The 8,777-nt window shown below is 67.6% G+C and carries 6 protein-coding genes and 1 pseudogene; 1 reads left to right on the top strand and 6 read right to left on the bottom strand.

Features of this window, described 5'->3' with window-relative positions:
• Positions 1-41 precede the first annotated feature (41 nt).
• The 6 genes from A5678_RS12135 to glf all read right to left on the bottom strand — a co-directional run bounded on the left by A5678_RS12135 (position 42) and on the right by glf (position 7,958).
• A complete protein-coding gene (locus tag A5678_RS12135) occupies positions 42-1,094 on the bottom strand; it encodes an esterase family protein (RefSeq protein WP_068042585.1) in 1,053 nt (350 codons plus the stop codon).
• Between the two features lie 328 nt (positions 1,095-1,422).
• Entirely contained in the window at positions 1,423-3,393 is a 1,971-nt protein-coding gene (aftB, locus tag A5678_RS12140) for a terminal beta-(1->2)-arabinofuranosyltransferase (protein WP_304528364.1), read from the bottom strand.
• Positions 3,380-4,297, bottom strand: a complete 918-nt coding sequence (locus A5678_RS12145; RefSeq protein ID WP_068042588.1) for a decaprenyl-phosphate phosphoribosyltransferase — start codon at positions 4,295-4,297, stop codon at positions 3,380-3,382. The genes aftB and A5678_RS12145 overlap by 14 nt, the downstream gene beginning before the upstream one ends.
• Positions 4,290-4,829, bottom strand: a complete 540-nt coding sequence (locus A5678_RS12150) for a phosphatase PAP2 family protein (RefSeq protein WP_068042590.1) — start codon at positions 4,827-4,829, stop codon at positions 4,290-4,292. The genes A5678_RS12145 and A5678_RS12150 overlap by 8 nt, the downstream gene beginning before the upstream one ends.
• Complete coding sequence (locus A5678_RS12155) at positions 4,822-6,717, bottom strand: glycosyltransferase (protein WP_068042593.1); 1,896 nt, start codon at positions 6,715-6,717, stop codon at positions 4,822-4,824. Before A5678_RS12155 ends, A5678_RS12150 begins: the two co-directional genes overlap by 8 nt.
• Positions 6,714-7,958 (bottom strand): UDP-galactopyranose mutase, encoded by a 1,245-nt coding sequence (gene glf / locus A5678_RS12160; protein WP_068042595.1) that lies wholly within the window; start codon positions 7,956-7,958, stop codon positions 6,714-6,716. The genes A5678_RS12155 and glf overlap by 4 nt, the downstream gene beginning before the upstream one ends.
• Positions 7,959-8,223: 265 nt before the next feature.
• Here glf and A5678_RS12165 point away from each other — a divergent pair.
• Positions 8,224-8,777: pseudogene (locus A5678_RS12165) on the top strand (PirG); the annotation flags it as partial.

The following is an 8,777-nucleotide window of genomic DNA, read 5'->3' on the forward strand; positions in this document are numbered from 1 at the left end:
ACCCCTCGGGGTTTCCGCCGCCAGTCGCGTCGTTCTTGGGCTTAGGTGCCCTGGCCGGTCTGACCGTTCCCGGCAGCGGTCGCGGCAGCCGTGGCCGGCCCCGCGCCCGGGGTGGCGCCCAGCGTCGCCTGCAGGTCAGGCTTCATGGCCTGCAGCTGCGCGCCCCAGTACGGCCAGTCGTGCGTGCCGTTGGCGTCGAAGTTCCACACGGCGTTGTTGCCGCCCGCGGCTTTGTACGCGTCCTGGAACTTCAGGTTGCTGGTCCGCACGAAGCCCTCCAGGAACTTGGCGGGCAGGTTGTCGCCACCGAGGTCGGACGGCTTGCCGTTACCGCAGTACACCCAGATGCGGGTGTTGTTGGCGACCAGCTTGCCCACCTGCAGCGACGGGTCGTTGCGGGCCCACGCCGGGTCGCTCGACGGGCCCCACATGTCGTCTTTCTTATAGCCACCGGCGTCACCCATGGCCAGGCCGATCAGCGACGGCCCCATGCCCTGCGACGGGTCCAGCAGGGCCGACAGCGAGCCGGCATAAACGAACTGGTTCGGGTGGTATGCGGCGAGGATCAGGGCCGACGATCCGGCCATCGACAGACCGACGGCGGCGTTGTTGGTCGACTTGACCTGCTTTTGCGCCGCCAGGTACGCCGGCAGCTCGCTGGTCAGGAAGGTCTCCCACTTGTAGGTGGTGCAGCCGGCCTTACCACAGGCGGGCTTGTACCAGTCGGAGTAGAAGCTGGACTGGCCGCCCACCGGCATGACCACGGCAATGCCCGACTGGTTGTACCACTCGAACGCCGGGGTGTTGATGTCCCAGCCGTTGAAGTCGTCCTGGGCGCGCATACCGTCGAGCAGGTAGAGCGCGGGCGCGTTGGCCCCACCGCTTTGGAACTGAACCTTGATATCGCGGCCCATCCCCGCGGAAGGGACCTGCAGGTACTCCACCGGCAGACCGGGGCGCGAGAACGCGCCGGCGGTCGCCGAGCCCCCCACGGCGCCAATCAGGCCCGAGAGGAGGGCCGCACCAGCAGCCGCCACCACGAGCCGGCGCGGCATACCTGCCACGGCGCCGCGAAACCTGTCGACAAGCGTCATCCTTGCTTCCTCATCCTTTCGGCGCGCCCATCATCCGGACGCGTCCATGATTTGGGTCGTACTGCATGCGATCTCCGCGCAGCAGTGCCCGTGTAGTCAACCACACCTTCCGCCGTCGAGTCGCATCGAGGCCGCCCCGCAAAGCGTCGTTCGGCGGTCGTTACCCGATGGTTTCCGCGCGAAACGCCGACGTCGTTGGCGGCGTTTTCGCATGTGCTTGAGCGCCAGTGCCAGCTGGTGAAGGCCCAAATGTGATGTTGCTGGCAATCTTTCACGGGCGCACGTCGGCATCGTCTCGAGATGGGCCGAAAATTCTTCTGCGCGGGGCTTACTCGCGAGGCGGCGGCGGGACCTCTTCGGGCACTGGCAGTCCGCATCTGGCCAGCTCGTAGCGCGGAACCCGGTCGATCCGATATTTGGTGAATTCATAGGAATGCAGCAGGTTCGACAGGAACCGGTGTGGGGTCATCGGTGCACGCACCGAGCTGAGCACCGCCTGGGTCTCGGGGCATTTGAGGGCGGCCACCGCCTCGGCGACCCACTGCTGGTCCAGATAACCCGGAATGCCGGGATACACCTTCACCCACGGGCCGTCGGCGATGGCCCAATCCGGGAACAGGTTCTTGTCGTGCCCGATGCGGCCGTGCTTCAACCGTTCCGTGTGTTGCGCAAGGGGATTCGCCAATCCGATCTGGTCGATCACCCTGACATCGAGCCCGACGTTCATGCCCACCATGCCGAGGTTGGTGAAAAAGACTGTGTGCTGCGGCTTTTGGGGTGAATTGCCGGGGCCCGGCTGCGCCTGCGGCACCAGGTCCCATTGGATGTAGTTGCCCGACGGCAGCAGCAGCGCGCCGTCCGGGGTGTTGTCGAGCGCCGTCAGGATGGCCGCCATCCGCGGATAACCCAGGTAGTCGGCGGCGGTGAGCGGGTGGGCATGCCCGGTGGCCTGGGCGTAGAAGCGCCGCTCGTCGACAATGCCGGAGTAGGTGACGTGGGTGGCGTCGTCACCCATCCCCGGTGAATTCGCCGCCCACAGTGACCAACCCGCCACACCCAGCCACAGCGCGCCGGCGGCGCCGGCCACCCAGTAGCCCGTCTCCCGCGAGTAGTCCTGGCCGTCCGGTACGGCCACCGGAATGACGGCCACCGGGGCGAGCAGGCAAAAAAGCGGCGCCAGCAGCACCCGACCGTGCATGAAGTCGCCGCCCTGGCGGATCCAGTAGAGCGCCTGCAGCAGGCCGCTCACCAGAACGAAGGCCACGACGGCCGGGGGGCTTTGGACCGCCCGGGCCAGCCGACCGTAGTTGGGTGACAGCGCGGGACGCAGAAATGACGGCCGGCGACGGGCCGCGAGCAGCAGGACCCCCAGCGGAACAAGGAGCACCACCGGCACCCAGACCGCATAGGGCGCGTCGAAGTTCGAGAGGTAGATCATGCCTTGGGACCACTTGTCGCCGGCCGCATCCTTGGCCAGGGCGGTGCCGGGCACCAGCAGTCCGTAGTAGCCCATCCGGAAGATCTCGTAGCCCACCGGCAGCAACCCACCGGCCACCACGACCAGCACCCGGCGCCGCCATGTCCGCGCCGCGATCAGCATCATGATCAGCGCCAGCCCGCCCATCAGGGCCAGATCGGGCCGGACCAAGACGCTGAAACCGGCCACGAACGCCAGCGCACCGACGAAGAGCGTGCGATCCGGGCGGTTCCGCACCGGCTGGCCCCAGCAGACCATCATCCACCACAGCAACCCGAGGTAGGCCAGCGTCAGTCCGCTCTCCAGCCCCGAGGTGGCGAAGTCACGCGCGGGCGGCAGCGCGACGTAGACCAACGCCCCGGCGGGCAGCATGACGGCCCTGCGGCCGCGCAGGCTGGGCGCGTACAACCGGGCGGCCCCCAGCATGAGCAGCGCCACGCCCACCACCGAAAGAGTCAGGGCCAGCGCCAGCGCCACGTATTCCATGCGCATCGGCCCGCCCACCCAGCTGCCGACGTACATCAGGTAGGTCCAGGCCGTGGAGGTGTTGGCCTCCACCCGCTCACCCTGGTTGAAGACCGGGCCGTTGCCGGCCAGCAGGTTGCGCACCGTGCGCAACACGATCAGCCCGTCGTCGGCGATCCAGCGCCGCTGCCAGGCGCCCCAGGCGAACAGGGCGGCGACCACGGCCACGCTGATCCACAGGCTGAACCGGACCATGGCGGTGTAGGGGAATACCGGCCAGCCCAATCGCCTGATGACCGGCCGGCTGCGCGTCATGCGCGCTTTGAGGGCCTGCAGTTCGGAGCTAGCCGAAGGCAACGGCGGCTCCAACTGTCGCGATCCACGTCACGGCCAGCAGCTGCAGCACCCGGTCGCGCAGCGCGATGTCCTCGGGCTCGCCGGCCAACCCGCCGTCCACGTCCACCGCGTAGCGCAGGATGGCGATGGTGAACGGGACCATGGACACCACGAACCAGCCCGCCGCCCCGTGTTCCCGGTCGAACGCCCACAGCCCGTAGCAGACCACCAGCGCCGTGGCCGACAACGTCCAGACGAACCGCAGATAGGTGCTGGTGTAGTTCTCCAGCGCCTTGCGGATCTTGGCCCCGGTGCGCTCGGCCAGTTGCAGCTCGGCATACCGCTTGCCGGCCACCATGAACAGCGACCCGAACGCCATCACCAGCAAGAACCATTGGGTCAGCCGGATGTCGGTGGCCGCGCCCCCGGCGATCGCCCGCAACAGATAGGCCGACGACACGATGCAGATGTCCATCACCGCTTGGTGTTTGAGGCCATAGCAGTAGCTGAGTTGCATGGCCAGGTAGACGGCCATCACCAGCGCCAGATTGGGCGTGATCCACCACCCGATGACCAGCGATGCGATCCCCAGCACCACGGCGATGGCATACGCCAGCCACTCCGGCACCACACCCGCGGCGATCGGGCGGAAGCGCTTGGTGGGGTGCTCGCGGTCGGCCTCGACGTCGCGCGCGTCGTTGATCAGGTAGATCGACGACGCGGCAAGGCAGAAGGCCACGAACGCGCCCAGGGCCGGGTAGGCCTTGTCCAGCACGTCGTGCAGGTGGTAGCGCACCGGGCCACCCAGCGCGGCCAGCGGCGCGGCCAGCACCAGGACGTTCTTTACCCACTGCCGCGGGCGGATCGCCTTGACCACCCCGATCACCACGTTGCCCGAGGGACCGGTCACCACGTCCTCACTCATTCGGCCAGACCTTCCGCGCCCGGCCCTCGAGCCGGACGGCGATTCGGGCGACGATGGCGCCGAGGGCGATGCCGCAGGCCACGTCGCTGGGATAGTGCACGCCCAGCAGCATCCGCGACAACGCCATCGGCGGAACCAGGACGGCGGGCAGCGGCAGACCGGTGATCCTGCCCATCAGGATGGCCGCCGCCGTCGTCGAGGTGGCATGCGCTGACGGGAAACTCAGCCGGCTGGGCGTGCCGACGTTCACCGCGACGGCCGGATCGTGCGGCCGCTCGCGCCGCACCACCCGCTTGACCAAGACGGCGGCGGCGTGCGCGACGAACGCGCCGGCCCCGGCCACCAGCCACTCCCGGCGCCGCTTCGGCATCAGCAGCGCCCCCACCGCCGCCACGGCCAGCCAGCCGATACTGTGCTCGCCGAAATGCGACAGCCCGCGCGCCGCGGTCAGCACGCCGGGCCCGTCGGCCAAGGCCGACTGCACGACCACCAGCGCGGCCACCTCACCAGTAGGGGGTGGCGATTCAGGCATGCTCTCGCTCGGCGTGCGGGGGTAGCAACGCCGTCTCCCACTTCTGCTTGCTGGAGAGCACCGGCAACGCATCCCGGTACGTCTTGCGCATCTCGTCGAACCGGCTCGCCAGCCGGCGCTGCCGCCGCAGCGAGGCGAACAGCAGCTGGAACATCTTGCGACGGTCCCGTTGCCGGTAGACCACGCCGCACCCGTCGGCCGTCGTCACGGTGACGCCGTCGACGGTGCACAACCGGAACCAGCGCGCGTCCTGGGTCGGCACGTTGAACTCCGGGCGCCGGTGCGCCTCGGGGTCGGCCTTGGTCGCGTTGTGCGCGATGCCGCGGGCCAGCCGATAACCGATCGACAGCGGGTTCACCGGCGGCTTCATCGCCCTGGTCTTGTTCGCCGGCGGCGGCAGTTCGCTCGCGGCCGGCAGCACCACCGCGTCGGGGTATTCCTTGCGCAGCCGATGCACCTCGGGCAGAGCGGATTCCAGGATCGAGAAGATGTGCTCGGGGCCGGCCAGGAAGTCGTCGATGGCCCTGTTTTGGATCGCCACGGTCGAATACTCAAGGCAGGCAAGGTGTTTGAGCGTTGCCTTCAGGTGACTGCGAACCAGCCCGGTGACGTCACCGTCCCAGTGCATCGCGGCGACCACCAGCCGGTTGCGCAGATGGAAGTAGGCCTGCCAGTCGATGGCGTCGTCCTTGTCGCTCCAGGCCATGTGCCAGATCGCGGCGCCGGGCAGCGTGACGGTCGGATACCCGTGCTCGCCGGCGCGCAGACCGTATTCGGCGTCGTCCCACTTGATGAACAGCGGCAGCGGCTGGCCAAGCTCCTCGGCGACCTGCCGCGGGATCATGCACGTCCACCAGCCGTTGAAGTCGACGTCGATCCGCCGGTGCAGCAGCGCGCTCCGAGCGTTCTTGTCGTTCAACGGGAATTCGGCGAAGTCGTGGTCGTACTCCGCGTGCGGCGCGGCGGTCCACATGAAGTTCGACTGGTTGACGACCTCGCCCATGATGTGCAGGTGCGACGGCTCCTGCAGGTTGAGCATCTGGCCGCCGATGAGCATCGGCGTCTTGGCGAAGCGGTGCAACGCCAGCACGCGCAAGATCGAGTCCGGCTCGATGCGGATGTCGTCGTCCATGAACAAAATCTGTTGGCAGTCCGTGTTTTTCAGTGCCTCGTACATCACCCGGCTGTAGCCGCCGGAACCGCCCAGATTGGGCTGGTCGTGGATGGACAGGCGGTTGCCCAGGCCGGCGGCGGCCGCCGCGAAGTCCGGGTGATCGCGCACCTTGCGGACGCCCTGGTCCGGGACGATCACCGCCCCGATTACTTCGTCCACCAAGGGATCCGCGGTCAGATCGGCCAGCGCGTTGACGCAGTCGGCCGGCCGATTGAAGGTGGGGATGCCGATGGCGATGTTGGCCGTGCCCGGGGCCGGTTCGGTCGCGTACCAGCCACCGCTCACCAAGTTGACCGGGGTGTCGGTGGTGATGTCGAACCAGATCCAGCCGCCGTCCTCGAACGGCTTGAGCGGCACCTCGATCTCGACGATGGCCGGCTGGTCGTCGGTGCCGACGAATTGGCGGCCGTCGACGGAGATCCGCACCCCGGTGGCCTTCGTCCGGTAGACGTCGACGCGTCCGGTTCCGGTCAGCTCGACCCGCAGCACCACCGACGCGCAGATCGACCAGCGGCGCCAGTAGCTCGCGGGGAACGCATTGAAGTAGGTGGCGAAGGACACCTCGGACTCTTTGCCGATCTCCAGCGAGGTGCGGCTCGTCGCGTGCGCCCGCCGAGCATTGGTGGTCGATTCCTCCAGGTACAGCTTGCGCACGTCCAGGGGCTCACCCGGACGCGGCAGGATGATTCTGGAAAGCAGGCTTACAGCAGTCATTTAGCGCCGCTCCTCCCCCTCGCTTGACTCTGCGTCGCCGGCGCGCATCCCACCGCGCCTTCCTCCACTAGAGCTTTGCCGTCGCGCAGGTGCGGCGCGACGGTGTTGTCGTACATGTTCAGTGCACTGGCGATCGCCATGTGCATGTCCAGGTATTGGTAGGTGCCCAACCGGCCACCGAAAAGCACCTTGGCGGAGGCGGTTTCGGCCTTCGCCCGCGTTCGGTACGCGGCGAGCAGGGTGCGGTCGGCCTCGGTGTTGATCGGATAGTAGGGCTCGTCGTCGTCTTCGGCGAACCGCGAGAACTCCCGCATGATCACCGTCTTGTCGGTCGGGTAGTCACGCTCGGTGTGAAAGTGCCGGAACTCGTGGATGCGGGTGAAGGGCACGTCGGGATCGTTGTAGTTCATCACCGGCGTTCCCTGGAAGTCCCCGATCGGCAACACTTCCACCTCGAAGTCCAGTGTGCGCCAACCGAGCCGGCCTTCGGCGTAGTCGAAGTAGCGATCCAGCGGGCCGGTGTACACGACGGGTGCATCCGGGCTTTCGGCGCGCAGCTGGTCGCGAACGTCGAACCAGTCGGTGTTCAGCCTCACCTCGATGCGGTCGTCGGCGGCCATGTTCTGCAGCCACGCCGTGTAGCCGTCGACCGGTAGGCCCTCGTAGGTGTCGCTGAAGTACCGGTTGTCGAAGGTGTAGCGCACCGGCAGCCGGGTGATGTTGGCGGCCGGCAGCTCCTTGGGATCGGTCTGCCACTGTTTGGCGGTGTAGCCCTTGACGAACGCCTCGTAAAGCGGTCGGCCGATCAGCGAGATCGCCTTCTCCTCGAGGTTTTGCGCGTCCTCGGTCTTGATCTCGGCGGCCTGCTCGGCGATCAACCGGCGCGCTTCGTCCGGGGTGAAGTACCTGCCGAAGAACTGCGACACCAGGCCCAGGCCCATCGGGAACTGGTAGGCCTGCCCGTTGTGCATCGCGAACACCCGGTGCCGGTAGTCGGTGAACTCGGTGAACTGCCGCACGTAGTCCCAGACCCTCTTATTAGAGGTGTGGAACAGGTGGGCGCCGTATTTGTGGACCTCGATGCCCGTCTGCGGCTCGGCTTCGGAATAGGCGTTGCCACCGATATGCGGGCGGCGTTCCACAACGAGCACGCGCTTCCCGAGTTGGGTAGCGACGCGCTCGGCAATGGTCAGGCCGAAGAATCCAGAGCCGACGACGAGGAGGTCGAAACGAGCGGTCATCGGTTGCTTAGGGTATCCGACCGCGTGGGCCTAACCCATTTGGCGAGGCCAGGGAGTCCGCCTTCGGCCAAATCCGGCGACCACAGGGCTTCTCAGTTCGGCGATCACGGTCGGGGTCGCAATTACCTCACGATTCAATATCACCACTCTAGTCACAGCAATCTCACTCGTACCATCGACTCTGTGTGGTTCTCGCCAGCTTGGACGGCAGGCCGCGCCGAACAACACAGTTGAAGATTGAGTTGTCCAGATTGAGGAGACTTCCGTGCCGAACCGACGCCGACGCAAGCTTTCGACAGCCATGAGCGCGGTCGCCGCCCTGGCAGTGGCGAGTCCTTGCGCATACTTCCTTGTCTACGAATCGACGGCCGGGAGCAAGCAGCCCGAGCACCACGACTTCAAGCAGGCTGCCGTGATGACCGACCTGCCCGGCGAGCTGATGGGAGCGCTGTCGCAGGGGCTGTCGCAATTCGGGATCAACCTGCCCCCGGTGCCGGCGCTCAGCGGGGGTGCGGCCAGCACTCCAGGCCTGGCCAGCCCGGGCCTGGGCACTCCAGGCCTCGGGACGCCGGGACTCACCAGCCCCGGATTGACCAGCCCCGGTTTGACCAGCCCCGGTTTGACCAGCCCCGGATTGACCAGCCCCGGTTTGACCAGCCCGGGGCTGGCGAGCCCGGGCCTGGCGCCCACGACGCCGGGACTCACCGCGCCGGGCGCGCTGCCGACCACCCCGGGCGCCGGAGTGGCGACCCCGGGCGCGGGGCTCAACCCGGCGCTTTCCAACCCAGGGCTGACCAGCCCGGCCGGGACCGCGCCCGG

Source organism: Mycobacterium sp. E2733 (assembly GCF_001667585.1).
Classification (GTDB): domain Bacteria; phylum Actinomycetota; class Actinomycetes; order Mycobacteriales; family Mycobacteriaceae; genus Mycobacterium.